Source organism: Actinospineispora spinosispora DSM 44797, from assembly GCF_000429025.1.
GTDB lineage: Bacteria > Actinomycetota > Actinomycetes > Mycobacteriales > Pseudonocardiaceae > Pseudonocardia > Pseudonocardia spinosispora.
Genome location: NZ_AUBB01000026.1, coordinates 1 through 24,326 on the forward strand (window position 1 = coordinate 1; position 24,326 = coordinate 24,326).

The following is a 24,326-nucleotide window of genomic DNA, read 5'->3' on the forward strand; positions in this document are numbered from 1 at the left end:
CCGGATCTGACTCGTGACGGTACGGTGCTGTCGATCGCTCCGAGTGGTACGAACATCTCGGGTGTGACGAACTACTACGCCACGATTCTGCTGACCAACACCGACCCGAGGTTGAAGGCCGGTCAGACGGCTGAGGCGTCGGTCATGACCAACACGTTGGACAACGTGCTGGTGGTGCCGAACTCGGCGGTCATCAAGCAGGGCAACGGTTCGTTCGTGAACACCCCGGGTCCGGACGGCAAGCCGGTCCAGACCAAGTTCGAGCCGGGCATGGTCGGCGACAACAACACCCAGGTGTTGTCGGGTCTGCGTGAGGGTCAGGAAATCCTGCTCCCGCAGGCGCAGGTCGCGCCCACCCAGAAGTAACTCCCAAGAAACACATCGGTGGCCCGGTCTTCCCCGAGAGGACCGGGCCACCGGCATGTTCAGGTCTGTTCGAGCGCCGCCAGGAACGCGGCCAGGTACGTGCGGTGGCCGGAGTTGCCCGGGTGGGTCAGGTCCCGGCCCACGTCACGCAGCCGCTGGCCCCTGGTGAGGGCGTGCAGTGGGGCCGGCACGAGCGCCGGGTACCCGGCGAGGATCTCGCGGGCGACGGCGGCGTAGCGCTGCGCGGTGACCCGGTGCGGGCCGCCCCGGAAGTCCGGGACGTCGGCCACCAGGACCCGGGTCCGCTCAGCCCGGGTGGCCAGTTCCGTGCACAGCGTCCGCCAGTTCTCCCGGAACTCGTCCGGCCCGTTCCGGGTGACGTCGTTGGTGCCGACGCACACGACGACCAGGTCGGGCGCGAGCCCGTCGAGCGCCGGAAGTTGATCAGCCAGGACGTCCGGGACGGTCGCTCCGCTGACCGCCAGGTTGTGCACCGCGACGGAGGAACAGAGTTCAGCTTCCAGGTGGTCGGCGAGCAGCCCGACGAAGCCCAGCTCGGGTCGCGCGGCGGTGAGTCCCTGCGCGAGCGAGTCGCCGAGCGCCACCAGGACGAACTCGCCGGGCCTGCGGGACCGTCGTCGCCAGTACGCGGCGTGATCGGCGACGATGGTCGTCAGACCCCGTCGCCACCTCGAGATCAGCAGCACCGGGGCCGCGAACAGCACCACACGTCGTAACGTCATCGGGTCGCAGCATAGGTAGGGAGCCATGGCACGGACACGAACCATCGACGCGATCGATGTGCGCACCGCGTTGGCCCCGGTGCGCGACTGGCTCGACGCTCCCGACGAGGCGAACGGCCCGACCAGCGCGGGTGCGGCCGGGACACCCGATCGGACGACCCTGGCGGCCGCCGTCCGCACGACGCTGCGGGCCTTCGCGCAACGCCATCCGGGTAAGGCCGTCGAGGTGCGGGTGCCACCGTTCGCCGCCGTCCAGTGTCTCCCCGGCGGCGCCCACACCCGGGGTACGCCGCCGCACGTGGTGGAGATGACGCCGAAGGTCTGGTTACGTCTGGTCACCGGGCGGGTCGACTGGGACGCGGCGGTCGCGGACGCTTCGGTACAGGCGTCCGGGCATCGATCAGCTGAAATCGGCGAGCTGCTGCCGATGCCGATCGCGACCGATTCCGGTGCGACATGAAGTGAAACTTGTTGCATTGATACCGTCAGTGACCGTCTTGATGCCCGAATCGAGTGACGATTACAACCAACTGGTAGCACTCTGCGGTCAAAGCCTTCAGGATTAACCCGTTCGGCAAAGTCGTACTCGCCGAAAGGGGCAAGGAGTGCAGGTCGGGGGGCGCCGGTCATCCGGTGCGGCGACCAACACGCGGTTCGCCCAGGAGTGGGCACACGTCCTCGCGGACGCCAGCTACCTGTCCTGGGGTAGAGCGGATGCGGAGGAACGGCTGCGTCCGTTGGTCGACCCGCTGGTGGAGCTGTTGACGGCTCACCAGCTGGATCGCGGGGCGGCCCGAGAGCTGGGTGCGAGGTTCGCCGAGGCGCGCTTCCGGGGCACCAACGCCCTCCAGGTGACGTTGCGGCTCATCCGCACCAGGAGCGACGAGCTGTTCGCGGTGGCCGAACCCGATCGGGTGGCCGAGCTGCTCGGCGAGTTCACCGCCGGGTACGCCGACGGGCTGCGGGAGAGCACCCAGCGCGAGCAGGAGACCCTGCTGGCCGCGGTGCTGCAGACCGCCAAGGACACCGAGACCGCGATGCGGGCCAGCGAGAAGCTGTTCCGGGCCGTGTTCACGAAGGCGGCGGCCGGCATCGCGCTGGTCGGGCTCGACGGCCAGTTCCTCGACGTCAACCCCGCCATGCGCCGCCTGTTCGACCCGGACGGGCTCAGCGAGACCGAGACGCCGCCAAGGCCGATCACCGACTACGTGCACGCCGACGACGCACCCGCGCTGATCGGTGAGCTGCGCGAGCTGACCACCGGCCGCAAGGACAGCCTGCACGGCGAGGCCCGGTTCGTCCGGCTCGACCACTCGGTGATCTGGGCGCACGTCACCGCGTCGCTGGTGCGCAACGAGGCCGACGAGCCGGACTACGTCATCGGCATCGTCGAGGACGTCACCGAACGCCACCAGCTGCGCACCCGGCTGCGTCACCAGACCTACCACGACCAGCTCACCCGGCTGCCCAACCGCTCGCTCATGGAGGAGCAGCTGCGCTGGGCGTTCTCCGCCGACTCCTCGGTGGAGAGCGTCGGGCTGTGCCACCTCGACCTCGACGGGTTCCGGGCGGTCAACGACTCACTGGGCCATCAGGTCGGCGACCAGCTGCTGCTCTCGGTCGCGGCCCGGCTGCAGCTGCTCGCCGGGGAGCACCTGGTCACCCGGACCAGCGGCGACGAGTTCAGCGTCCTGGTGTCCGACCCGATGGGTGTCGAGGAGCTGTGCGAGCTGGCCGAGCACATCCTGGCCGGGCTCACCCCGCCGTTCGTGATCGGCCAGCACCGGCTGTCGATGACCGCGAGCCTCGGCATCGCGTCCCGCGCGGTCACCGAGACCTGGCCGGAGGAGCTGCAACGCGCCGCCGACGCCGCGCGGTCCTGGGCGAAACGCGCCGGCGGCGGCCGCTGGGCGGTGTTCGACGCGGAACGGGACGCGGGGGAGACCAGCCAGTTCGCGCTCGCGTCCAGCGTCCCGGCGGCGGTCGACCGTGGCGAGTTCCAGCTGTACTACCAGCCGCTCGTGCAGTTCGGGTCCGGTGAGCTGATCGGGGTGGAGGCGCTGGTCCGCTGGCGGCACCCGGAGTACGGGCTGCTCGGCCCGGCCCAGTTCATCGACCTCGCGGAGAACAACGGCTCGATCGTCGCGCTGGGCCGGTGGGTGCTGACCGAGGCGTGCCGTCAGGCGAAGCGGTGGGCGGAGGAGCTCGGCCCGGCCGCGCCGTACGTGAGTGTCAACGTGGCGCCCCGGCAGCTGGCCGAGCCCGGCTGGCTGGACGAGGTGTCCCGGGTCCTGGAGCAGACCGGCCTCGACCCGTGCCGGCTGCAGCTGGAGATCACCGAGCGCGCGGTGCTGGTCGACGAGACCGCCGCCTCGGACACCCTGCGCACGCTGCGCGACATGGGCGTCCAGCTGACCATCGACGACTTCGGCACCGGCTACTCCAGCCTGTCCTACCTGCGCAGGCTCCCGGTGCACGGCCTGAAGATCGACGGCTCGTTCATTCGGGGCCTCGGCGAGGCCGGCACCCAGCAGTCCAAGGACAGCAAGATCATCGAAGCCCTGATCACCATGGCCCACGCCCTGGACCTGGTGGTCACCGCCGAATGGGTCGAGACGGCAGGCCAGGCAAGCTGGCTGGCCTCCCTGGGCTGCGACGTGGCCCAGGGCAACTGGTACGGCCCCCCGGTAACGCCCACCCAACTCAACCTCCGCCCCCCGCTGGCCGGCTAGCTCGCACAGACCGTGCACACGCCGCACAGAGGCCCGGGCCTCTGTGCGGCGTACGGACGCTCTGTGCGGGCGGAGTTAACTCACACCCCGCTGGACCGATCTAGCGTTTAGACTGGGAAGCGTCCTGGCCAGGCAAGATCACCCGCAACCGTCATGGGAGCGTGCGTTGGAACCGCGTGTGTCAGATCAGACCGCGACTGGACACCTCGACACAACTAGCGACACCGAAGAACGCGAGCCCCGCGAGGAGTGTGGCGTCTTCGGCGTCTGGGCTCCCGGCGAGGAAGTCGCCAAGCTGACCTACTTCGGGTTGTTCGCCCTGCAGCACCGCGGCCAGGAAGCCGCCGGCATGGCAGTGAGCGACGGCCGCCAGGTGATGGTCTTCAAGGACCTCGGGCTGGTCAGCCAGGTCTTCGACGAACAGTCGCTCAGCTCGCTGCGCGGACACCTGGCGATCGGGCACACCCGCTACTCCACGACCGGGTCGCCCACCTGGGAGAACGCGCAGCCGACGTTCCGCACCACCGCGACCGGCAGCGGTCTCGCGCTGGGCCACAACGGCAACCTGGTGAACACCGCCGAGCTGCGCGACGAGGTCAACGCGCTCGAGGGCCGTCCGCGCCGGCAGGGTCAGCTGCCCAGCACCGACTCCGACCTGGTGTGCGAGCTGCTCGCCGCGACCTCGGCCGACATCGGTCTCGAAGAGGCCGCGATCCGGCTGCTGCCCAGGGTGCGCGGCGCGTTCTCACTGGTCTTCTCCGACGAACAGACCCTGTACGCGGCGCGTGACCAGCACGGGGTCCGCCCGCTGGTGCTCGGCAGGCTCGAACGCGGCTGGGTGGTGGCCAGCGAGACCGCGGCACTGGACATCGTCGGCGCCTCCTTCGTCCGCGAGGTCGAACCGGGTGAGCTGCTGGCGATCGACGAGAACGGCCTGCGCAGCAGCCGGTTCGCCGCGCCGGAGCCCAAGGGCTGCGTCTTCGAGTACGTCTACCTGGCCCGCCCGGACACCACGATCTCCGGTCGCTCCGTGCACTCCGCGCGGGTGGCGATCGGGCGTCAGCTGGCGACCGAGTTCCCGGTCGAGGCGGACCTGGTCATCCCGGTTCCCGAGTCCGGCACGCCGGCCGCGATCGGCTACGCGCAGGAATCCGGCATCGCCTACGGCCAGGGCCTGGTCAAGAACGCCTACGTCGGGCGCACGTTCATCCAGCCGTCCCAGACGATCCGCCAGCTCGGCATCCGGCTCAAGCTGAACCCGCTGCGCGAGATCATCCGGGGCAAGCGCCTCGTCGTCGTGGACGACTCGATCGTGCGCGGCAACACCCAGCGCGCGCTGATCCGCATGCTGCGCGAGGCGGGCGCCCTGGAGGTGCACGTCCGGATCGCGTCGCCGCCGGTGCGCTGGCCGTGCTTCTACGGCATCGACTTCGCCAGCAGGGCCGAGCTGGTCGCCGGTTCGCTCGACCTGGACGGCGTACGCCGGTCTATCGGCGCCGACACCCTCGGCTACGTGTCGCTGGACGGCCTGGTCAAGGCCACCGAACAGCCCGCCAGCCGGCTCTGTTCGGCGTGTTTCGACGGCCAGTACCCGATCCCGCTGCCCGAAGAGGCCAGCCTCGGCAAGCACCTGCTCGAGGAGATCATCGCCGAGAGCGACACCGGCGACTCCCTCGCGGCCGGCTACGGCGCCGCGGGCGCCATGAGGCAGCCCTAACCCTTTCCGCAGTTTCGATGTTTACCTCGACACCTCGCACGGAGTAGAAACAAAAACATGCCACCGACCAGCACCGACGGTCCCAGCATCGAGGGTTACAGCCCAGCAAGCTACGCGGCCGCGGGGGTGGACATCGAGGCCGGCGAGGCGGCCGTCGAGAAGTTCCGTCCCTGGGCGGAGAAGGCCACCCGCCCCGAGGTACTCGGCGGCATCGGTGGCTTCGCGGGCCTGTTCGCGCTGAAGCTCGGCAAGTACCAGGAGCCGGTGCTGGCGGCGTCCACCGACGGCGTCGGCACCAAGCTGGCCATCGCCCAGGCACTCGACCGGCACGACACCATCGGCCTCGACCTGGTCGCCATGGTCGTGGACGACCTGGTCGTCTGCGGTGCCGAACCGCTGTTCCTGCAGGACTACATCGCCTGCGGCTCGGTCGTGCCGGAACAGATCGCGGAGATCGTCAAGGGCATCGCGGACGGCTGCCAGCGTGCCGGCTGCGCGCTGCTCGGCGGGGAGACCGCGGAGCATCCCGGTCTGATGCAGGCCGGTGACTACGACGTGTCGGCGTCCGGCGTGGGCATCGTCGAGGCCGAGGAGATGCTCGGCCCGGACCTGGTTCGCCCCGGTGACGTGGTGATCGCGCTGCAGTCCTCGGGACTGCACTCCAACGGCTACTCACTGGCTCGCCACGTCCTGCTGGACCTGGCCAGGTTGCCGCTGGACTCACAGGTCGAGGAGTTCGACCGGACCCTCGGCGAGGAGCTCCTCGAACCGACCCGGATCTACGCGCTGGACTGCCTGGCGCTCGCGGCCGAGACCAACGTGCGGACGTTCGCACACATCACCGGTGGTGGGCTGGCCCGCAACCTGTCCCGGGTGCTGCCGAAGGGTCTCATCGCGGTGTGTGACCGGGGGACCTGGACGCCCGCGCCGGTGTTCAAGATGATCGCCACCCGGGGCCGGGTCGAGCGGCCCGAGATGGAGAAGACGTTCAACATGGGCGTCGGCATGGTCGCGGTGCTGGACCCGGAGGACGTGGACCGGGCCCTGGCCGTGCTCACCGCCCGCCACGTGCCTGCCTGGATCCTGGGCGAGGTCCGCCGCACGAAGGACGTCACGGACACCACCGAGGTAGTGGACCGCGTCCTTTTGCACAACGAGCACCCTCGTTTTTAGGCCTGTTCCGCGCGGAGTTTTTCTGTGACCACCCCGGCTCGCGTAAACGCTCGCTGGGGTACTCCCAGAAAAACAAGCTCCTTCGTCGCCGGGGCGCGCTTGTTGTCGCCCTGGGAGCCGCCGTCCGGCTTGGGAGCCTGGTAGCGGACATTCAGTACGCCGGCCTTCGCCGGAACTCCTTCGGAGACTGGCGGAGCCGGCTTTACTGCTCCCCAGGCAGCACTGCTCCCCGGGCTTTACTGCTGCCTAGACACACCAATAGGTGATGCGAGTTACGGGAGATACTCACATCACCTATTGGTTGTATATCGTCAGGGTTCTCTGGCGGCCAGCCACACTCTGGCCGCCAGAGTTCTGACTAGAGCCTGTCGGCTCAGAGGTGGTTGTTGTTGCCGATGCTCGGGCAGATGCCTGCCGGGCGGGTGGCCTGCGCACCGAGAACGTTGGTCTCGGCGTCCTGAGCGGCCAGGTTGCCGCCGACCAGCTGGTGGCCCTTGTTGCTCTGCTTCTGGGTGTCGTTCGAGGTGCAGGTGGTCTCACCGGCGCCGTTGTGACCCTCGTGTGCGCTGGCAACGCCAACGAAGCCCATCCCCAGAACGGCTGCTGCCGAGGAGACGATGATCAGTTTCTTCAGCATGCGTACTTCCCTTTCGATTGACTTGCTTGCCCCACCGGTCACGTGCTGACCGTGGAAGTCCGTACCCCCACTCAACGGGACTCATGGGACTCAAGTGACGGATGAGCTGTGACAACCGCTCGAACGAGAGGCAACCTTCTCGTAGAACCCCGCCAGAGCCTGTCGTGATCTACGCGGGGTGATCATGAGAAATGAGTGGGAGATATATCGTGAGCCCCCTGCGCTGAGAGCGAGCACAGCAGGTTACAGAGGGTAATTGCGACTACTATATAGCAGCTGACCTGCGCAAATCGTGACCGAATCCTGCTGCGCTCGCGACAAAACCGCCGTTGCCGCGGCCCCTGGGAAGGGACGCGACTACGGCGGCTGTCTACACACCGACCCGCATGACGCGGCAAACGATCACCGAGGCATGCGAGGGCGATGTGCGGGTGGAACGGATTCGGCGGAATGCCGGATACGACCGGAGGACCGGACGTCGCTGGACTCAGCGGCGGCGGTAGTCGTCCTCGTCGTCATCGTCGACCCGGTACGCGTACTCGTTGGGCGACGAGTAGTCGTCCGGGTCCGGGTCGTGAGTGGAGACTCCCGACCCACCGGTGAGCTCTCGTTGCAAGGCGTCGGCGTCCAGACCCGGCGAGCTGTACTTCAGCTCTCGGGCCTTACGCGTCTGCTTGGCCTTGGCACGGCCGCGCCCCATGGCTCGACCCCCCTCACAGCAGGGACGGGGCGGCCGACGTAGCGGCGGCCCCGTTCATCTCGTTTGAATGTCCTGCCCTCTACCGTACCTTGCGTACGCCGGTCTGTGCGACGTGGTACCGCCCCTGGGGGCGGAAGATCCCGTACTGGCTTAACGGAGTGCTGCTGAGAGCCACCGAACGCGCTCGATGTGTGAGCAGCACCACCAGATCAGGGACGCAGTGCGCGGGCCGTTCTCGCCTGGGCGGCCCGTCCGGGAGGCGGTGTCTCGTCCTCGGCGGGTGCCGAGTCGGGGTCGATCCGCACCGGGGTCAGGCGATCCCGCGTCTCGGCGTCGCCGGGGACACCCGCGGTCAGCTCGGCGTCGACCGCGGTCGACCGCTTCACCAACGCCAGCGCGACGCCACCCAGCTCGTGGTGCAGCGCCCAGCTGCCCACTCTGCCGACCGTCCTGCCGCCGAGCAGTACCGGGTCGCCGGGGTGCAACGGCTCGTCGTCGCCGGACTCGGTGTGCAGCAGCACCAGCTTGCGCGGCGGACGGCCCAGGTTGGCCACCCTGGCGACCGTCTCCTGCCCTCGGTAGCAACCCTTGGTCAGATGCACCGCCGAGCCGATCCAGCCGACCTCGTGCGGGATCGTGCGCTCGTCGGTATCGACGCCGAGCCGGGGACGCAGCGCGCCCACCCGCAGCGCCTCGTAGGCGATCGCGCCCGCGGCGGCCGCGCCGGCCGACCGCAGCCGCTGCCACCAGCCCACCAGCTCGGCGCGCGGGACCAACAGATCGAAGGCGTAGTGGTTCGCACCGCTGGCCAGCGGGCCGGCCAGACCGGGCATCCGGCGGACGAGGCCACCGTCCGGCAGCGAGACGGAACCGTACGGTTCAGCGGGTACCGGGACGCCGGCCTCGGCCAGCACCGCCGGGGCGGTCGGCCCGACGACGCTCAGCATCGCCAGCTCGTCCGTCGCCGACCGGGGCTCGACCTTCGACCAGAAGACCATCTTGCGCAGGTAGTCGAGCAGCGCCTCGGACCTGCCGGGGTCGACGTCCAGCCAGACCGTGTCCCCGACGTGCGACACGATCATGTGGTGCTCGACCCTGCCGTTCAGGTCCAGCACGAGGGCCTCGGTGCCGGACCCTTCCGGCAGCTCGCTCACGTGCTGGGTCAGCAGCAGATGCAGCCAGGACAGCCGGTCCTCGCCGGGGACCGCGATGACCTCGCGGTTCGACCGGTCGACGACAGCGGCCGAGCGATCCATCGCACGCTGTTCGGCAAGCGGGTCACCGTGGTGGCCGGGGACTCCGACATCCGGGCCGTCCTCGACAGCCACCACCCTGGGCAGCGTCAGAAGCGGGTTCACGCGCTAGTCATCTCCGTCGGTTGGTTCGGCTGGGGCGGCCTCGGACTTCGCGCACTCGGCGCAGGCGCCGGACAGTGCCACGTGGGTCGCGTCCAGCTGGAAACCGTGCTCGCCCGCGAGGTCGCGGCCCAGCGCGTCGAGGACCTCGACCGGCGCCTCCGCGACCTTCCCGCACCAGTGGCACACCAGGTGGACGTGCTCGTGCTCACGGACCGAGTAGTTGGGCGCGCCGTGGCCGAGGTGCGTGTGCCGCACCACGCCGAGCCGCTCCAGCAGGTCGAGGGTCCGGTAGACCGTGGTGATGTTCACTGCCGGCGCGACCCGCTGCACCGTTGCGCAGATCTGCTCCGGTGTCGCGTGCTCCAGCTGCTCGACCGCGTCGAGAACCAGTTGCCGCTGAGGGGTCATCCGGAACCCGCGCTCGTGCAGTGTTCGTCGCAGTGCTGTTGTTCCGGCCGTCGTCCCGGTCTCCACCAGCTCGATGGTAGTCCGATCGGCCCAGCACCGGGGGTGTCGCGGCGGTTGTGCGGCACTTGGCGGAGAACACCCCCGCCGAATGGCCTTGCTGTCACGCCGTAGAGTGAACGGGCGGACCAGCGGGCGCTCTCTGTCTACGCTCGCGGAGTATGCGAACCCACGGGAGTGACGATGACCGCTGACCATGGCGACAACGCGGTTCCCGGCCGATACCCGCACCGGCCAGATGGCGACGGCCGGTTCGAGGTCGTGGTGCGTGGTTACGACCGTCGGCAGGTCGACGAGTACATCGCGAACCTGGAGCTGACCATAGCCCGCCAGCGCACGGAACTGGAGCAGGCGCGCGAGGCGCTCTCCCGAAGCGGTGGCAACGGCGCGTTCCGGGGTCCCGATGGGCAGGCCGCTGGGTTCAACTCCGGTACCGCACCCGCCCGCAACGCCGAAGGTTCCGGCGGGCAGATGATCGAGGCGTTCACCGGCCGCCTGCAGACCATCCTGCAGGAGGCGCACGAGGAGGCCGAGGAGATTCGGTCCAACGCGCACAGTTTCGCCCGCAAGGAAGAGGAAGCGGCGCGCGCTCGCATCACCGACCTGGAACGTCGCCGGGACGCGGTGGTCGGCGATCTGAGCAGGGTCCGCAACGGCCTCGACGCGCTGGTCGGCCAGCTGCTCGGCACCGAGCAGAAGAAGTCGGGCGACGAGAAGCCTGCTCCGCGCGCCGACGGTGCGCCCAGCCCGTCACCCCGGCCGAGCCCCACCCCCTCGCCGAGCGCCGACAAGCCGTCGGCGACGCCGCGTTCCGACTCGGCGCCCAGCCCCCGGCCGCACCCGGAGCCCAAGCCGCGTCCGCACCCGGAGCCCGCGCCGCGCTCGGAGTCCGCGCCCCGTCCGCACCCGGAGCCCGGTCCGCGTAAGACCGAGCAGGCCGGCCCGCCGTCGCCCACCCCTCGGTCGGACAGCGGTCCGCGCCTCGGGCAGCAGCTTCCGGTGAACGAGGGGCTGCGTCCCAGCCCGAGCCCGCGCTCGGACGACGCCGCCCGCGCGCCGCGTCCGTCGCCCAACCCGTCGCCGTCGCCGTCCGGTGCTCCCGCTCCGGCATCGTCTCCGCAGGTCACACCGTCGGCGCAGTCGAAGCCTCGGCCCAGCCCCTCGCCTCGGCCGCGCACCACGCCGCCGTCGCCGGGGCCGGCCGCTCCCGGTACCGGCCAGCGCAACGGGGTGAGCAACCAGAACGGCGCGACCGCGACTCGCGACGAAGAGGGCGGCACCCACAGCGCGTTCGGCACGGGCGCCCGCTAGTTGCGCGATACTCGGTTCTAGTTGATGGGCGCGGCCTGGGGCTGAATCGGCGACTCCTCACGTAGAGTCACCGGCTATGCGGTTGCCGATCCACCTGACACCTGTCGTGGCCGGTGTCGGACTACTGGTTGTAGTCGCCCTGGTGCTGTTGCTGATCGTGCTGTTCGTGCGATCCCGGGTTCGGGCACGTCGGAGAGCACGCGAAGCGGCGACGTCTCGCCAGGTCGAGGCCAGTACGGTGGCCGCCCCTGTCGAGGAACCCGCGACCGACCCGCGTGACCAGTGGTGGGTGGCACCGCCCGATCGGGACGACGATGCCCAGGAGCCGGACGTCGGTGGCCAGGACGGCGCCTGGGAACCGGACACCGAGCCGGTCGTCGTGCACCGGCAGCCGGTCACGCCGCCGGAGCCGGCCGAGGAGACACCGTCCGAGCCGACGTCCGAGCCGACGTCCGAGGCGGCTCCGGAGCCGGTCCCCGAGCCGGAGCGGAACACTGAGCCGGCCCCTGAGCCGGCGGCGGTGCCGTCCGACAACGGTCACTCGGAGGCGTCGACGGTGGCCCTGCACGAGGTCGCGCGGGAGCCCCGGCACGCGAGTGAGCCCGCGACCAGCTCCGAAGCGGCGAAGGACCGGTTGCTGCGGGTGCTGCTGAGCGACCCGGAGACCGCGCTCGTCGCGGTCGGTGACCTCACCGAGTGCCGCGAGCAGCTGGACCGCCTGACCGAGTCGGTCGGCCACCAGCGAGGCGAGCTGGCGAAGGTGGCCCGCCGCCTCCGCAGCGCGGGCCTGACGTCCGCCCAGGTCGCCCAGCTGGCCGGCTTCGGCGAGGGTGAGCTGGCAACCCTCCTGGCCGAACACGCCCCGTCTCCCCGCCCCCGAGTGCGCTGAACGGCTCGCACAGAGCGAGTGCACGCCGCACAGAGGCTGGAGCCTCTGTGCGGGGTGTGGACGGTCTGTGCGAGCCGGGGGTCAGCGCGGGTGCAGGCGCAGCTGGGAGCCTGGGCGGGCCTGGGCCAGGCCAGGGAGCGCCGCGCGGGGGACCACCGCGATCACCGGGTAGCCGCCGGTCGTCGGGCCGTCGGCCAGGAAGATCACCGGCTGACCGCTGGGCGGGACCTGCACCGCGCCGGGCAGCATCGGTTCGCTGGGCAGCTCGGCGCCCTCGCGGTCGGCGACCCTGGCCAGCCCGGTGCCTTCGAGCCGAAGCCCGATGCGGTTGCTCGCCGAACCAACCGTCCAGACCCGGGCCCGTAGCGCGTCGGCAGGGTCGGTGAACCAGTCGTCCCTCGGGCCGAGCAGCACCGGTACGTCCAGCCGCGCCGGCGGCACGGTCACCGGGACCGGTTCGGCGTCGGCGGGCGGGTCACCCCGCACCGCGCCGAGGACGATCCGGTCGCCCTCGGAGACCGGATCGGGGCCCAGGCCGGACAGCAGGTCGGTGCCCCGGCTGCCGAGCACCTCCTCGGTGTCCAGGCCACCGGACAGCGCCACGTAGCACCGCAGGCCGTGTTCGGCGGTGCCCAGCGTCAGACGATCGCCCTCGGCCAACGCCAGCGCCCGATGCGTGCCTGCCCGACGTCTGGCACCGGATTCGGAGGTCACCGTCACCAGGACCGGAGGGCCGGTGACGGCGACCGTGCACGCTGACTCCGCACGCAGCTCCAAGCCGCCCAGCAGGACCTCCAGCGCGGCGCACGCCTCCGGGTTGCCGACCAGCCGGTTGGCGAGCCGCAGCGCGGGCTCGTCCAGTGCGCCGGACCTCGGCACGCCGATGTGCGCGCGGCCGGGCCTGCCGAGGTCGGTGACGACGGTCAGCGGCCCGGTGCGCACGACGGTGACCGCTCGAATGGAGGCGCTCATCAACCGACGGGCTCGAAACGGACGATGTCCCCGGGCGACAGGCGTGCCGGCGGGTCCGCGGCGGGATCGAACATGACCTGCTCGGTCCGGCCGATCAGCCGCCACCCTCCCGGCGAGCTCCTCGGGTAGACCGCGCTGAACTCGCCCGCTACGCCGACCGAACCGGCCGGAATCCGGGACCGCGAATCGTCCAACCGAGCCTGTTGCAGCGGCTCGGGCAACCCGGTCAGGTAGCCGAAACCCGGTGCGAAACCGCAGAACGCCACGGTGTACTCCGCGCCGCTGTGCAGCTCGACGACCTCCGCGACGCTCAGCTCCGCGGTGCGGGCCACCAGGTCGAGGTCCTCGCCGTCGTAACGGACCGGGATGGTCACCTCGGCGGGCGTCTCGCTCGGCGAGCCGAGATGGTCGAGGTCGCCGAGATCGGCGATCAGCTCGCCCACCCGCTCGCGGGGCGGCGTCGAACCGTCCTCGGCGGCCACCAGCACGGTCCGCGCGGCAGGCACCAGCTCACGAACCCCGTGCAGCCGACCGTCGTCGCACGCACTGTGCAACGCCCGATACACAGCCGTCACCTGCGCGCTGGAGGTCAGTTCGAGCAGCAGCCCGGACTCGCCACAGGGAAGCATGCGCACTGGCTCATCATGCCTGTTCCGCGCGCGATACTTTTCTGTGACCACCCCGGCTCGCGTAAACGCTCGCTGCGGTACTCCCAGAAAAGAAGGCTCGGGGACTCGCCCGGGCGCGCGCTTGGGGCCACCTCGGGAGCCGCCCTGGCAGCTGGGTGGGTGGTTGCGGACATTCACTGCCCGGCCCTCGCCGGAACTCCTTCGGAGACTCGCGGAGCCGGCTTCACAGACACATGATCACCCGCAGCGGGTCCTTGTGTGCCCGTGCAGGTGTTCGTCGTGGGAGGCGCATCACGCCTAGCCCCCTCACCCCGCACCGGGAATGTGGCGACACGCGGTTCACGGGTGGGCCCCGCGAGGCGGGCCGGAGGCCGTTCCGCCGCAGGCGGGTAGTGCATGAGGGGCGGCTCTCAAGCCGGGGCACGAAGCGCGCGCGTCGCCGAAGGCGGCATTTTTCCGAGTGGGCCCCCGAAGGGGGTCCGCGAGGAAAAACCCCAGGCAGCGAGCCGTTAGGCGAGCCGCCTGGATCGTTCCCGGTCGGCCCGGAGGGCCTTCCGGGAACGATGGCGCGCGGAACTAGCCAGCAATGCGGCGCAGCTGGGCGGACAGGTGCGGCTGGAGCGGCTCGCCGACCATGGCGCGTTCGTCGACGTAGGCGAGGTCCTTGCCGTCCGAGCCGTCGGCGGCGTCGACCAGCCCGTACAGGCGCTGGCCGGTGTTGACCTCCTTCGCCGTCTGGGTGCGCACGATCGCGTCGGTCGTGAGCTCCCAGGCCGTGGTCGCTCTCGGCTGGCCGTAGTAGATCTCCATGATCCCGGTGGCGTGCGCGATCAGGACCTCGATCGTGTCGTCCTCCTGCGGACGCCAGAAGCCGGTCTCCCGTGCCGCCGGACGCACCACCGCGCCGCCCTCACCGTCGAGCAGCCAGGACTGCGCGCTGTAGGTGAGGAACGGCCTGCCGTCGTGCGCGAAGATGATCTGCTGTCCGAAGTGCATCGGGCCGTCGATCGTCGGGTACACGACCTGGCCCTCGCCGCGCCAGACACCGATCAGCGGCAGCAGGGCGAGACATCGAGGGTGCAGGTCGGGTCCTTCGCGCAGGTTCGCGGTGTCCGGCGGGACCGGGAGGTCGTCGAAGGACGGGATGTTGCGTTGAGGCGCGGGAAGCGGCTCGAGGCTCATGATCGGGTACTCCGGTACAGCAGGGCGGCGGACAGCCAGAGCATCGCGGCGGACGCCGCGAGCAACAGGCCGGTGAACAACCAGGACACGGCTGCGCAGCGTATACCGTGGTGAGTTGTGACCGCGCCGCTGCACGATCCGTCGACGTATCTCCAGGGGCCGCCGCTGGTCGAGCTGGCCAGGCTGCGCCGCGAACAGGGTGTCGTCCGGGTGCCCGAACCGGACGGGCCGGGCTACTGGCTGGTGCTGCGCCACGACGACGTCGAGCAGGTGCTGAAACAGCCCGCGACGTTCTCCTCCGCGATGCGCGGCACGCAGGTCCGGGACCCCGAGACCAACACCGACCTGCGGTACGTGCAGCGGATGATGCTGAACATGGACCCGCCGGAGCACTCCCGGATTCGTCGGCTGGTCGCCAAGTCGTTCACCCCGCGAGCGGTCGCGGCGCTGACCGACCGGATCGAGGGGCACGCCCGCGCGCTCGTCGACGCGATGCTGGGCGACGCCGATCAGGGTGAGTGCGACTTCGCCAAGGACGTCGCGGCGGACCTTCCGCTGCTCACCCTCGCCGAGGTGCTCGGGGTGCCTGCGCAGGACCGCGGCCTGCTGTTCGACTGGTCGAACCGGGTGATCGGCTGGCAGGACGAGGACTACGCGACCAGCTCCGCGTTCGACGCCGAGCGCGGCACCGACATGGCCCGCGAGGCGCTGCGTCTGCGGCCGTTGCCCGATTCCAGCGGCGCGATGCCCGATCCGCGTGCCCGCGAGGGCATGCCGGACCTGTACGCCTACGCGCACCTGCTCGCGGAGAACAAGCGCGCGAACCCGGGCAACGACATCATGTCGATCCTGCTCGCCCAGCCCGACGAGACGATCTCCGTCGAGGAGTTCGAGAACCTCTTCTGGCTGTTCGCGGTCGCCGGCAATGAGACGCTGCGCAACGGCATCCCCGGTGGCATGCACGCGCTGCTGACCCACCCGGACCAGCAGCGGGCCCTGCGCGCGGACCCGTCGCTGCTGGAACCGGCGGTGGAGGAGATGCTGCGCTGGTGGACACCGGTGATGGTGTTCCGCCGCACCGCGACCTCCCCGGTCACGCTGTCCGGCGTGGACATCGCGGCCGACGAGAAGGTCGTGGTGTCGTTCCTGTCGGCGAACCGGGACGAGTCGGTCTTCACCGACCCGGACCGCTTCGATGTCCGCCGCGAGCCGGGCAAGCACCTGGTGTTCGGCCACGGCCCGCATTTCTGTCTCGGGGCGATGGTCGCCCGTACGCAGATGCGCGCGTTGTTCCGAGAGTTGTTCGCGCGGACGTCGTGGCTGGAACCGGCGGGTGAGCCGGCGTTCCTGCGGTCCAACTTCCAGCGTGGCGTGAAGCGGCTACCCGTGCGCTGGCGCCGCTGACCCCGTGAGTGAGTTGGGCTGCCCTGGCAGCCCAACTCACTCACGGGGTCTGAGCTGCTGCTGGTGTGCGGACGGGCCTGCGGGCGCGGACCCGGATTCGGGCGCCGCGCGCGGGGACGAGCGTCACGTGCTTGGGCCGCTGCGGCTCGGCGGGCGCATCGGTGGTCTCCAGCTCCACTCCGCGCAGCAGCTGCCGCAGCACCACCCGCATCTCGACGAGCGCGAACGTCGCACCGAGACAGCGCCGGCCACCGCCGCCGAACGGGAACCACGTGGTGGGGGGCAACGTGACGCCGAGCATCCGGTCCGGGTCGAACCGCTCCGGGTCGGGGTACTGCTCGGCCGAGGCATGGACGAGCCCGATCGCCGGCATGACGAGCGTGCCAGCTGGCAGGTCGTAGCCCTTGATCGTGACCGGCTGGGTCAGCGTGCGCGCCACCTCGTTGATCACCGGACGAATGCGCAGCGACTCCTTGATGATCGCGTCCAGGTAGTCGTCATCGGCGGTGCTGTCGCCGTCGGCGGCCTCGACCGCGCGGCGCAGCAGCTCGGGGTGGCGGACGAGGCGTTCGAACGTCCAGCTCAGCGCGGTCGCGGTCGTCTCGTGGCCAGCCATCAGCAGGGTGATCAGCTGGTCGCGCAGCTCGCGGTCGGACATCGCGCGACCGTTCTCGTCCGCCGCCCTGACCAGCATCGCCAGCACGTCGGTGCGCTCAGCCAGGTTCGGATCGGCCCGCCGGTCGGCGATCTCGGCGAACAGCAGCGCATCCGCCTCGGCGCGTCGCCGCCGCACGCCACGCCACGGCAGGTGCCGCAGCAGCTCCGGCTTGGCCATCGACGACACGTCCAGCAGGTTCATGTCGGTGACCTTCGGCAGCGCCTCGCGCAGCGCGGCGAGCCGTGCGGGATCGTCGGCTCCGATGACCGTGCGCAGGATGACCTCGAGGGTGATCGCGGCCATTCTCGGCGCGACCGCGAACTCCCGGCCGACCGGCCAGCGCGCCACGTCGGAGTCGGCGATCTCGGCCATCAGCTCGGTTTGGCGGCGCACCGCGTCACGGTGGAACGGTGGCAGCATCAGCTTGCGCCGATCCCGGTGCAGCTTCTCGTCGAGCAGCAGCACGGAGTTGTCCCCGATCACCCCGCGCATGATCGAGTTCGCCTCGCCTGCGTGGTAGACGGCCGGATCCCCGGCGAACACGGTCTTGATGTCCGCCGGGTCGGCCAGGTAGACCAACCAGCCGGACGGCGCGGCCCACACCCGGAAGACGTCGCCGTACCGCCGCTGGTTGTTGGTGGCCCAGGTATGCGGACGGGTCCACATCATCGCGGTCTGGAGGAGGCGCGGGAGCTTGGGTCCGGGCGGCAACATGATCAACATCATACATTCGTATATGACGGGTGTCTACATTTTACGGCTAGGCTCTCGCTCATGGGACACCGCGAGGAACTGCTGGTCGCCGCACGGGAGTGTCTGCGCGACCGCGGCTACGCCCGCACCACGGCCCGCGACCTGGTGTCGGTGTCCGGGACGAACCTGGCGTCCATCGGCTACCACTTCGGCTCGAAGGACGCGCTGCTCAACGAGGCGATGATCCAGGCGTTCGCCGAATGGGCTGAGCGGGTTCGTGCGCTGGCCCTGGCCGCGATGCCGCCCGAGGAGGAGCTGCGCAACGACCCGGTGACGCTCCTGGTCGCTTCCTGGGGCGCGATCAGGGCGTCGTTCGCGGAGTACCGGGGGCTCGCGGTGTCCTACCTGGAGGCGATGGCACAGTCCGAACGCCACCCCGAGCTGCGCGCCCAGCTGGCGGCGTCGTACCAGCGCAGCAGGGATCAGGTGGCCCGCATGGTGGTCGAGCTGGCGCCCGGCCTCGGCGAACACGCCCACACGATCGCCGCATTCGAGATCGCGGTGTGCGACGGGCTGCTCATGCAGTGGCTGGTCGACCCGGACGCCGCGCCGTCCTCGGACGACGTGGTCACCGCACTGTCTGCCGCGCTGAGTCGGCGGTAGTCGTTCGGAACGTCGCCCGGTAGGCGGTCGCGGTCGTGCCGGCGAGCTTCTCGAAGTTGCGCCGCAGCGTCTCCGACGAGCCGAAACCGACCATCGCGGCGACCTCCGACACCCGATGGTCGGTGGTCTCCAGCAGAACCTTGGCCCGGTCGACCCGCTCCCGGGTGATCCATTCGAGCACGCTCGTGCCGGTGTCCTCCCTGAACCGGCGCACCAGGCTGCGTTCGCTCACGTGGTGCCGCGCGGCCAGCCGTGCCAGGGTCAATGGCTCGTCGAGATGCTCGCGGATCCACCGCAGCAGCGGCCCGAGCTGCGGTTCGGCATCGACCCGCAGCGACTCCTTGATGAACTGCGCCTGCCCACCCTGCCGCCTCGGTGGGCTGACGAGGAGGCGTCCGACGTCGTTCGCGTAGGCCTGGCCGAGGTCCAACGCGAGCAGGTGCAGCGACAGGTCGACGATCGAGAACATGCCGCCCGAGGTGTGCACCGGCCCGTCATCGACGTAGAGCTTGTCGACCTCCAGCCGGGCCAGCGGAAACGCATGCCGGAACTCGGCGGACAGCACCCAGTGCGTGGTCGCCCGCCGTCCGTCGAGGATGCCCGCTGCGCCGAGCACGAACGCACCGCCGCAGAACGACACCATCCGAGCCCCCGCACCGTGGGCCCCTCGCAGATTGTCGAGCAGGGCGGCGCCGCGCGGGGCGAGTGGTTGTTCGACGCCAGGGACCATGACCGTGTCGGCGGTCAGCATCGTTTCCAGCGGGGCGAGCTCGCCGAGGTCAGCCCCTGAGGACAGCCGCTGCCGAGGCTGCTCCCCGCACAGGACCACCTCGTACCGCGGGTTCTCGTCGCCGATCGCCGCCGCGAGCGACGGCATCCTCGGACCGAAGATCTGCTGCGCGATGGCCACCTCGAACGCGACTGCGTCCGGGACGACCAGCAGCGCGATGACGTGTCGCATGAGCCCCGCTCTCCGGCTGATTCGGCGTGATCCGTGGCAAGTATGGCTGGATCCGTGTGAGATGGGTATATCCGGCAGGCAGGGTTTGTGTTTGTCAGCTCACGCTCACCGGTCAGGAGAACCATCGTGCCGTCATTGGGATTTCTCGTGGAGTTGGAAGCCCAGCAGGGGAAGGAAGACCTGGTCGCCGAGTTCCTTTCGGAGGCGAAGCTGCTCGTCGATGCCGAACCAGGAACTGTGGCGTGGTTCGCATTCCGGACGGGGCCCACGTCGTTCCGGATTTTTGATGTCTTCGACACCGAGGACGACCGGCAGACGCATTTGCACGGCGAGGTGCGCAAGGCGTTGGAAAAGCGTGGCGGCGAACTCTTCGGCGCGCCCCCGGTCATCACTCCGGTGGATGTTGTGGCAGTCAAGCTGCCATGAATGATCAGTAGACGCGCGTGGGTCTTCGTCTCGCTGTTTGGGTGGGGTCGAGCCATTTCGGTGGGATGAATTCGGGCCATCCGTCTCGGATGGTGACGGTCCATCCGCTGGTGTGGATCATGCGGTGGTGTTGTTTGCACAGCAGCATGCAGTTGTCGAGGTCAGTCCGGCCGCCGACGCTCCACTCGATGACGTGGTGGACCTGGCACCAGTGCGGTGGTCGGGTGCATCCGGGGTGTGCGCAGCCTCGGTCGCGCACGGTGAGGGCTTTGCGAAGGCCGGTGGGTGCGGTGCGTGACTCGTAGCCCACATCGATCGGGAGGCTTTTGCCGCCGAGCACGACCGGGGTGATCCCGCAGTCACACAGCATGGCCCGCAGATAGGAAGCCGGGGCTTTGCCGCCGAACTCCAGCTGCGCGCCGCGTGCTTTCTGCTGTAGGTCGTGTTCGGTCAGGATGACCGTGACGTGCGGACGCACCCCGCCTTCGGCGGGGAGTCGGCCTTCGTCGAGGGAGTGGGAGCAGATTTCGGCGAGTGCGTCTGCTTGGCGTTGGGGCAGGGTTTTGCGTTCATCTGCTTCTGGCAGGAGTGTGGCGAGGACGGCGCGTTTGATTTCTTCGAACGATCCGGCGTCGAGGGTGCCTTTGATCCAGCCCCCACCGTCGGGGTTCGGGGTGAGCCACAGTTCGTTGAGCAGCTCATCGCACCCGTCTTCACCCGGCTCGGGCCCGTCCTGATCCAGATGGCTGATCAACCAGTGCGCTTCGACCGCCAACTGGTGTGGAGAGAGCGTGCGCGCCCATTCGGAGAATGTCTGCTCAACGCTGGTCCACGCACCCGGGTCCAACCGTCCGGCGGCGCGGCTGTTCAACACGATGTCGATGACTAGCCCATGGGCGGGGTCGATCTCATAGTCGGCCAACGCGGCGGCGGTACAAGGGAGTCTCGGTGCCAGGGTTTCACCGGTCAGCGTCACGGTGGGGAACACGTGCCGGGCCAGCCGGGTCACCTTGTACGCCTCAGCCGGTTTGATCTGCAGAATATCGGCCACGGCGGCTTTCGCTACGACTCCGCGTTCGGCGAACTCGCCTTCGGCGTCTAGCCGGGAGATGAGATACAGCTCGTTGTAGCGGGAGCGGCGTTGGATGTGGTGGCGTTCGTATTGCAGCCGGTCGATGAGTTCTTGACCCGTGCATGCGTGCAACGCCGAGACCCCGTTTGGGGTGTCGGTGTTGAGCACGGTTTCGGTCATGACCCTATGGTCTCAGGGGGGTCTGACAGTTTTGCAGCAAAATCCGGGGTTCGAGGGAGAAAGTTTTAGAGAAGTTGAAGCCCCGAAGGGTGCGTCGCCGACGTACCCGACGACGGTCCCCGACCGAACAGCGGAAAGGTGCGGCTGGAGAGCCTGCTCACTGACTGTTGTATCTGTTTAAAGATTGCTTATACAAATTGTTATTCGCCGTGGTGGCTGGTGGGTGCAACGGCCTCAATCTCGACCGCAGTCGGTTGCTGGAGTTGGCCGTTGACCGGCGCCAGGTCCTGTGGGCAGGCGGACAACACGAGAACTAGATTCGTCAACGCTCGCAGCGTCACGCTGTCGCCGGGGCGTGAGGTCGGGGGGCGGAACTCGATCTGGCCGGTGGCGTCGACTGGGACGTTCATGAACAGGTTGAGCGGGTCGGGCACCAGCTCGGGGCCGTCGGCGTTCGTCGCGGTCACGGCCGCGCGGAAGTTGTCGTGGCAGTTGTCGTGGTAGCCGACGTGGCCGAGCTGGCGGTAGCGGGTGATGTCGCAGGCGGGGATGAGCGCGTCGTGCACTCCGGGGCTGGTGTCCTCGGCGAGTTCGAGCATCGGTTCGCGGTGGTTGTCCACCAGCTGGTCGCCCGTCCGTACGAAGAGCCGGCCCAGGCGGACCCGGGTGTGGGCCATCGAGAGGACGCGTTGTGCGTTGTCGTCCGCGAACGCCCAGGTGTCGACGACCTGGGTGCCGTGTGTGTTGACGATCCGTACGACGTCGCCCTCGCTCAGGCGAAGTGCGCGTCCGGTGCGTGCGGCGAGAACTGTCACGATGTGTCCTGTCGGTCGACGCGATTGATGTCTTATCGAGCAACTATACAGCCAACATGTTGCCTCTAAGGACAAGTTTGTGGCATCTCGTGTTTTGGTGACCGGAGCGAGCGGCTACCTCGGTCGGGCACTGGTGCGCGCACTGGCCGACGCCGGCCATGAGCCGGTCGCGCCGGCGAGGGCGGACATCGGTGACCCGGCCGTGTACGGGGGCGCGGACGCGGTCTGCCATCTGGCCGGTCTGGCTCAGGCCCGAGCCTCCTGGGACCGGCCGCTGGACTTCTTCGACGTCAACGTCGGGGGAACCACCTCGGTGCTGCGCGCCATGGCCGCCGCCCGGGTCGGCACGCTGGTCTTCGCGTCCACGGCGGCGATCTACGGCGCGCCGGCCGAGCAGCCGATGTCGGAGCGGCTACCGGACGATCCGCCGCACCCGTATGCGTCGAGCAAGGCTGTCGCCGAGACCGTGATCGGCTGGGAAGTGGCACGGCGCGGACTCGCGGCGACCGTGCTGCGCCTGTCGAACCTGGCGGGCGGCGCGGATCTCGACGAGTCGCGGCTGTTGCCCAGGGTGCTCGCGGCCGCGCGGTCCGGCGAGCCGATCACGGTGAACGGTGACGGTCGCGCGGTCCGTGACTACCTCCACGTCTCCGACGCCGCCGAGGCGTTCGTGGCCGCACTGCACACGCCGGGGCCGCCGGGCGTGACCCGTCGCTACACCATCGGCAGCGGTGTCGGTTCGAGCGTCACCGAGGTCATCGCGGCCGTCGAACGCGTCACCGGCAGGGTCGTCGCGGTGACCCACGGTCCGCCAGCCGACGAGCCGCCCGCGCTGGTCTGCGACCCCACTCTGGCGATGACCGAGCTGGGCTGGCGGCCGCGTCGGGCGACCGTTCCCGACATCCTGCGCGACTGATGTCGAGTCCCGAGTTGCGGGATCGCCGCGTGTCGCATACGGCGAGTCCTCTCAGGCTACGGCGTTTTGCTTGAAAGGACCCCGGGGAGGCTGTATCGATGGAAGTACGGGTCAATCCCGCGCCCTAGCAACAAGGAGAAGCAACATGGTGACGCTCAGCGCCGAGCGACCGGTCCAGCGGCAGGCCATCACGGAGCACTTCCTGGCCGCGTTGGAAGACGTGGTTGCGCGGTACAGGGCTCTCGACCCGGGCTCGCAGCAGGCGGACCTGCATGCGGAGCTGCTCACCGCCGAGGTCGCCCACCAGCTCGCGGTCGCGCGCAGTGCGCTGCACCGCCGCCCGCCGCTGAAGAACGACCTGAAGAACGACCTGAAGAACGACGACCTGAAGAACAACAAGGTCTGATCGCGACACGAGGGCCGGCCCGGGATCGGGTCGGCCCTCGTGTCGGCGGATCAGGCGGGGGTGCCGAGCAGTCCGTCGACCAGCTCGTCGGCGGTGCCGTCGGACGGGAGCGGCTTCGCCAGCAGCTCCAGCGCACCGCTACCGGCCAGCTCGGCCGGGGTCAGCACCGGGAGACCGGTGGCGGCCGCTGCCTCACGGGTGGCCAGCGGGCTCGCGGTGACCAGGCCGCTGACCGCGCGGACCGGGACACCCAGCTCGGACAGGACCTTGATGCCGGCGATGGCGCCCAGCGCGTCGCCGACCGCGAGCACCACGGCGTCGGCGAAACCGGGCAGGGTGGCGGCGAGCGCGCGGGTCTCGTCCTGCAGCACGCCGTCCGCGACCTCGAGGACGACGGCGTCCGCGCCCTCGGCGACCAGCTGGTTGCGGATGGCGGACATGGTGGTGATCAGGCGCTCGACCGGGTAGCCGAAGCTGGAGGCCATGCCGAAGTCGAGGAAGTCGGCGATCGTGGCGGCACCGGCGTCGAGGTAGGCCCAGTGGTCCTTACCACTGCCGGAACCGGTGACTTTGCCGGCGCCCGCGCGAAGCCCGGAGCGGGTCAGGCCGCGCACGATGGACGAGGTCGCGGTGGTCTTGCCCGCGTTCATCGACGAGCCGAGCACGACGATGGTGCCCAGCTCGGGGCGTGCCTCCGGAGCGGGGGCGAGTGCAACGTCGTCGGTGCTCATCGAGTTGCCGGCCGCGTCGGTCAACGGGCCGAGGACCTCGAGGACGGTGGGCTCGCCCTTGGAGGTGTGTGCCGAGGCGACGGTGCCGATCAGGCCGCCCGCGGTGAGCAGGTGCACCTCGTCGCCGGGGCCGGGGATGTAGCCCTCGTAGAAGTCGGTGGCGTAGCGGTTGCCGTAGGCGCCGATGACCAGGTCACCCGGGTACATCCGGACCCGCCGGCCGTACGGGTTCTCCAGGTACTCGTGCTCGCCGAGCTTCGCCACGCTGGCCACCACGAAGTCGCCGAGGCGGGCCGGCTGTGCCGACGCGCCGAGTTGCGCCTCCGCGGTCTCGCTGACCCGACGCGTGACGTAACCCCACTTGGCCGCCGAAATGCCCCGCACCATTGCTACACCCTTCGCAGACTGAAAATCGCTTGCCGGCCGCGCCGTTTGCCAGCTCGTGCCTCTACTCGTCACACCCTCAACGAGTCAACAGCGACTGCGTGACGAATCCCCGGTCTTTACAGCCCCGTTACGAGGTCAAG

Annotated in this window: 25 protein-coding genes; 12 read left to right on the forward strand and 13 right to left on the reverse strand. The window is 69.6% G+C overall.

Translation table 11 applies throughout. The features are described 5' to 3' along the window. Positions 1-366 (forward strand): efflux RND transporter periplasmic adaptor subunit (locus tag G406_RS0112140; RefSeq protein WP_028934047.1); only part of this gene is annotated, 366 nt, incomplete at its 5' end. A gap of 59 nt (positions 367-425) precedes the next feature. On the opposite strand, the gene G406_RS46380 is transcribed toward G406_RS0112140, so the two are convergent. Then, the gene (locus G406_RS46380; protein WP_169736680.1) at positions 426-1,109 is read right to left on the reverse strand and encodes an SGNH/GDSL hydrolase family protein; all 684 of its coding nucleotides are present in this window, start codon (positions 1,107-1,109) and stop codon (positions 426-428) included. Positions 1,110-1,134: 25 nt separating this feature from the next. On the opposite strand from G406_RS46380, the gene G406_RS0112150 reads away from it, so the two are divergent. The 4 genes from G406_RS0112150 (at position 1,135) to purM (ending at position 6,731) form a co-directional block, all read left to right on the forward strand. Next, positions 1,135-1,569: a sterol carrier family protein gene (locus G406_RS0112150; protein ID WP_028934048.1), complete on the forward strand. Its 435-nt coding sequence runs from the start codon at positions 1,135-1,137 to the stop codon at positions 1,567-1,569. A 145-nt stretch (positions 1,570-1,714) separates the two neighbouring features. Then, complete coding sequence (locus tag G406_RS46385) at positions 1,715-3,841, forward strand: putative bifunctional diguanylate cyclase/phosphodiesterase (protein WP_051341986.1); 2,127 nt, start codon at positions 1,715-1,717, stop codon at positions 3,839-3,841. A 178-nt stretch (positions 3,842-4,019) separates the two neighbouring features. Beyond that, positions 4,020-5,558 (forward strand): amidophosphoribosyltransferase, encoded by a 1,539-nt coding sequence (gene purF, locus G406_RS0112160; RefSeq protein ID WP_037076261.1) that lies wholly within the window; start codon positions 4,020-4,022, stop codon positions 5,556-5,558. Positions 5,559-5,615: 57 nt separating this feature from the next. Then, positions 5,616-6,731, forward strand: coding sequence for a phosphoribosylformylglycinamidine cyclo-ligase (gene purM / locus G406_RS0112165; protein WP_051341987.1), 1,116 nt, complete (start codon positions 5,616-5,618; stop codon positions 6,729-6,731). 373 nt (positions 6,732-7,104) lie between these two features. Here purM and G406_RS0112170 read toward each other — a convergent pair whose 3' ends face one another. The 4 genes from G406_RS0112170 to G406_RS46390 form a co-directional block, all read right to left on the reverse strand. After that, positions 7,105-7,368 (reverse strand): hypothetical protein, encoded by a 264-nt coding sequence (locus G406_RS0112170; RefSeq protein WP_028934051.1) that lies wholly within the window; start codon positions 7,366-7,368, stop codon positions 7,105-7,107. Between the two features lie 487 nt (positions 7,369-7,855). Beyond that, positions 7,856-8,068, reverse strand: a complete 213-nt coding sequence (locus G406_RS0112175) for a DUF3073 domain-containing protein (protein ID WP_028934052.1) — start codon at positions 8,066-8,068, stop codon at positions 7,856-7,858. Positions 8,069-8,277: 209 nt separating this feature from the next. After that, on the reverse strand, positions 8,278-9,426 hold the full coding sequence (gene ygfZ, locus G406_RS0112180; protein WP_037076264.1) for a CAF17-like 4Fe-4S cluster assembly/insertion protein YgfZ: 1,149 nt from the start codon (positions 9,424-9,426) through the stop codon (positions 8,278-8,280). 3 nt (positions 9,427-9,429) lie between these two features. Beyond that, complete coding sequence (locus G406_RS46390) at positions 9,430-9,900, reverse strand: Fur family transcriptional regulator (RefSeq protein WP_037076267.1); 471 nt, start codon at positions 9,898-9,900, stop codon at positions 9,430-9,432. 174 nt (positions 9,901-10,074) lie between these two features. Between G406_RS46390 and G406_RS56755 the strand changes: the two genes are divergently transcribed. Continuing rightward, positions 10,075-11,202, forward strand: a complete 1,128-nt coding sequence (locus G406_RS56755) for a hypothetical protein (RefSeq protein WP_156934811.1) — start codon at positions 10,075-10,077, stop codon at positions 11,200-11,202. A 76-nt stretch (positions 11,203-11,278) separates the two neighbouring features. Continuing rightward, positions 11,279-12,091, forward strand: coding sequence for a hypothetical protein (locus tag G406_RS0112195; RefSeq protein WP_028934055.1), 813 nt, complete (start codon positions 11,279-11,281; stop codon positions 12,089-12,091). Positions 12,092-12,172: 81 nt separating this feature from the next. On the opposite strand, the gene G406_RS0112200 is transcribed toward G406_RS0112195, so the two are convergent. The 3 genes from G406_RS0112200 to G406_RS0112210 all read right to left on the reverse strand — a co-directional run bounded on the left by G406_RS0112200 (position 12,173) and on the right by G406_RS0112210 (position 14,874). Continuing rightward, positions 12,173-13,063: a 5-oxoprolinase subunit C family protein gene (locus G406_RS0112200; RefSeq protein WP_037076271.1), complete on the reverse strand. Its 891-nt coding sequence runs from the start codon at positions 13,061-13,063 to the stop codon at positions 12,173-12,175. Next, positions 13,063-13,698 carry a 5-oxoprolinase subunit B family protein gene (locus tag G406_RS0112205; protein WP_028934057.1) on the reverse strand — a complete coding sequence of 212 codons (636 nt, stop codon included), beginning with the start codon at positions 13,696-13,698 and terminating at the stop codon, positions 13,063-13,065. Before G406_RS0112205 ends, G406_RS0112200 begins: the two co-directional genes overlap by 1 nt. Positions 13,699-14,268: 570 nt before the next feature. Continuing rightward, positions 14,269-14,874: a heme-binding beta-barrel domain-containing protein gene (locus G406_RS0112210; protein ID WP_037076274.1), complete on the reverse strand. Its 606-nt coding sequence runs from the start codon at positions 14,872-14,874 to the stop codon at positions 14,269-14,271. 117 nt (positions 14,875-14,991) lie between these two features. Between G406_RS0112210 and G406_RS0112215 the strand changes: the two genes are divergently transcribed. Further along, the gene (locus G406_RS0112215) at positions 14,992-16,278 is read left to right on the forward strand and encodes a cytochrome P450 (RefSeq protein WP_028934058.1); all 1,287 of its coding nucleotides are present in this window, start codon (positions 14,992-14,994) and stop codon (positions 16,276-16,278) included. Positions 16,279-16,318: 40 nt separating this feature from the next. On the opposite strand, the gene G406_RS0112220 is transcribed toward G406_RS0112215, so the two are convergent. Next, complete coding sequence (locus G406_RS0112220) at positions 16,319-17,650, reverse strand: cytochrome P450 (RefSeq protein ID WP_156934812.1); 1,332 nt, start codon at positions 17,648-17,650, stop codon at positions 16,319-16,321. 60 nt (positions 17,651-17,710) lie between these two features. Between G406_RS0112220 and G406_RS0112225 the strand changes: the two genes are divergently transcribed. After that, positions 17,711-18,292, forward strand: coding sequence for a TetR/AcrR family transcriptional regulator (locus tag G406_RS0112225; RefSeq protein ID WP_028934060.1), 582 nt, complete (start codon positions 17,711-17,713; stop codon positions 18,290-18,292). Here the strand turns inward: G406_RS0112225 and G406_RS0112230 are convergent. Further along, positions 18,258-19,253 (reverse strand): GlxA family transcriptional regulator, encoded by a 996-nt coding sequence (locus G406_RS0112230; RefSeq protein WP_037076277.1) that lies wholly within the window; start codon positions 19,251-19,253, stop codon positions 18,258-18,260. The genes G406_RS0112225 and G406_RS0112230 overlap by 35 nt on opposite strands. 126 nt (positions 19,254-19,379) lie before the next feature. Between G406_RS0112230 and G406_RS0112235 the strand changes: the two genes are divergently transcribed. Then, positions 19,380-19,679, forward strand: coding sequence for a putative quinol monooxygenase (locus tag G406_RS0112235; protein ID WP_028934062.1), 300 nt, complete (start codon positions 19,380-19,382; stop codon positions 19,677-19,679). A 4-nt stretch (positions 19,680-19,683) separates the two neighbouring features. Here G406_RS0112235 and G406_RS53900 read toward each other — a convergent pair whose 3' ends face one another. Continuing rightward, positions 19,684-20,931 (reverse strand): HNH endonuclease signature motif containing protein, encoded by a 1,248-nt coding sequence (locus tag G406_RS53900; RefSeq protein ID WP_051341989.1) that lies wholly within the window; start codon positions 20,929-20,931, stop codon positions 19,684-19,686. A 200-nt stretch (positions 20,932-21,131) separates the two neighbouring features. Continuing rightward, complete coding sequence (locus G406_RS0112245) at positions 21,132-21,746, reverse strand: DUF1989 domain-containing protein (protein WP_211241124.1); 615 nt, start codon at positions 21,744-21,746, stop codon at positions 21,132-21,134. Between the two features lie 97 nt (positions 21,747-21,843). Between G406_RS0112245 and G406_RS0112250 the strand changes: the two genes are divergently transcribed. After that, positions 21,844-22,662: an NAD-dependent epimerase/dehydratase family protein gene (locus G406_RS0112250; protein ID WP_169736681.1), complete on the forward strand. Its 819-nt coding sequence runs from the start codon at positions 21,844-21,846 to the stop codon at positions 22,660-22,662. A 145-nt stretch (positions 22,663-22,807) separates the two neighbouring features. Then, positions 22,808-23,068, forward strand: coding sequence for a hypothetical protein (locus tag G406_RS0112255; protein ID WP_028934065.1), 261 nt, complete (start codon positions 22,808-22,810; stop codon positions 23,066-23,068). 50 nt (positions 23,069-23,118) lie between these two features. On the opposite strand, the gene G406_RS46400 is transcribed toward G406_RS0112255, so the two are convergent. Beyond that, a complete protein-coding gene (locus tag G406_RS46400) occupies positions 23,119-24,186 on the reverse strand; it encodes a P-loop NTPase family protein (RefSeq protein ID WP_051341991.1) in 1,068 nt (355 codons plus the stop codon). Between the last annotated feature and the right edge of the window lie 140 nt (positions 24,187-24,326).

Excerpts from the sequence above, each read along its gene's own strand:
- G406_RS0112230 (WP_037076277.1), bottom strand. The coding sequence starts at position 19,253 with ATGCGACACGTCATCGCGCTGCTGGTCGTCCCGGACGCAGTCGCGTTC.
- G406_RS0112210 (WP_037076274.1), bottom strand. The coding sequence starts at position 14,874 with ATGAGCCTCGAGCCGCTTCCCGCGCCTCAACGCAACATCCCGTCCTTC.
- G406_RS0112195 (WP_028934055.1), top strand. The coding sequence starts at position 11,279 with ATGCGGTTGCCGATCCACCTGACACCTGTCGTGGCCGGTGTCGGACTA.
- G406_RS0112170 (WP_028934051.1), bottom strand. The coding sequence starts at position 7,368 with ATGCTGAAGAAACTGATCATCGTCTCCTCGGCAGCAGCCGTTCTGGGG.
- G406_RS0112255 (WP_028934065.1), top strand. The coding sequence starts at position 22,808 with ATGGTGACGCTCAGCGCCGAGCGACCGGTCCAGCGGCAGGCCATCACG.
- purM (WP_051341987.1), top strand. The coding sequence starts at position 5,616 with ATGCCACCGACCAGCACCGACGGTCCCAGCATCGAGGGTTACAGCCCA.
- G406_RS0112225 (WP_028934060.1), top strand. The coding sequence starts at position 17,711 with ATGGGACACCGCGAGGAACTGCTGGTCGCCGCACGGGAGTGTCTGCGC.
- G406_RS0112200 (WP_037076271.1), bottom strand. The coding sequence starts at position 13,063 with ATGAGCGCCTCCATTCGAGCGGTCACCGTCGTGCGCACCGGGCCGCTG.
- G406_RS46380 (WP_169736680.1), bottom strand. The coding sequence starts at position 1,109 with ATGACGTTACGACGTGTGGTGCTGTTCGCGGCCCCGGTGCTGCTGATC.
- G406_RS46400 (WP_051341991.1), bottom strand. The coding sequence starts at position 24,186 with ATGGTGCGGGGCATTTCGGCGGCCAAGTGGGGTTACGTCACGCGTCGG.
- G406_RS0112175 (WP_028934052.1), bottom strand. The coding sequence starts at position 8,068 with ATGGGGCGCGGCCGTGCCAAGGCCAAGCAGACGCGTAAGGCCCGAGAG.
- G406_RS0112150 (WP_028934048.1), top strand. The coding sequence starts at position 1,135 with ATGGCACGGACACGAACCATCGACGCGATCGATGTGCGCACCGCGTTG.
- G406_RS56755 (WP_156934811.1), top strand. The coding sequence starts at position 10,075 with ATGACCGCTGACCATGGCGACAACGCGGTTCCCGGCCGATACCCGCAC.
- G406_RS53900 (WP_051341989.1), bottom strand. The coding sequence starts at position 20,931 with ATGACCGAAACCGTGCTCAACACCGACACCCCAAACGGGGTCTCGGCG.
- G406_RS0112220 (WP_156934812.1), bottom strand. The coding sequence starts at position 17,650 with ATGTTGCCGCCCGGACCCAAGCTCCCGCGCCTCCTCCAGACCGCGATG.